Source organism: Virgibacillus sp. M23 (assembly GCF_034190895.1).
GTDB classification, from domain to species: domain Bacteria; phylum Bacillota; class Bacilli; order Bacillales; family Amphibacillaceae; genus Virgibacillus; species Virgibacillus salarius.
Map to the genome: position 1 here is coordinate 1 of NZ_JAWDHA010000191.1, position 527 is coordinate 527.

The 527-nt window shown below is 56.4% G+C and carries 1 protein-coding gene; it reads right to left on the minus strand.

Annotated features, from left to right (window positions below; translation table 11 throughout):
- Nucleotides 1-527 (minus strand): glycerate kinase (locus tag RVS70_RS21980; RefSeq protein ID WP_321134837.1); only part of this gene is annotated, 527 nt, incomplete at both ends.

Below are 527 nucleotides of genomic sequence, written 5' to 3' on the forward strand. Positions count from 1 at the left end.
ACCCAAGACCGCCCGCTGCACCGGCGCCCTCTCTTTCTCGGAAGGTTGCTCCGAGCGCTTTTTCTGCGATATCAGCGAACTGGCTTAGGTTCTGGTCTAGTACATCCATCATGCCGGGCGTCGCGCCTTTTTGCGGCCCGAAAACAGCCGTAGCTCCTTTTGGCCCTGTTAACGGATTATCCACGTCACACGCGACTTCCAGTATGACATTCTGCAACCTGGGATCAAGCCCGCTGATATCTATTGATGCAAGCTGAGATAGCGCGCCGCCCCCTGGGCCGATCTCGCGTCCTGAGTCATCAAGAAGCCTTCCGCCCAATGCCTGGATCATTCCGGCTCCTCCATCGTTCGTAGCGCTCCCCCCGATTCCGATGATCAAATGCTCCGCTCCCGCAGCAAGAGCCGCTCCGATTAATTCTCCCGTTCCTTTTGTTGTGGTGACGAGCGGATTTCGTTTATTAACGGGCACCAGATGCAGCCCTGAAGCAGCAGCCATTTCAATCACAGCTGTTCTCCCATCACCCATC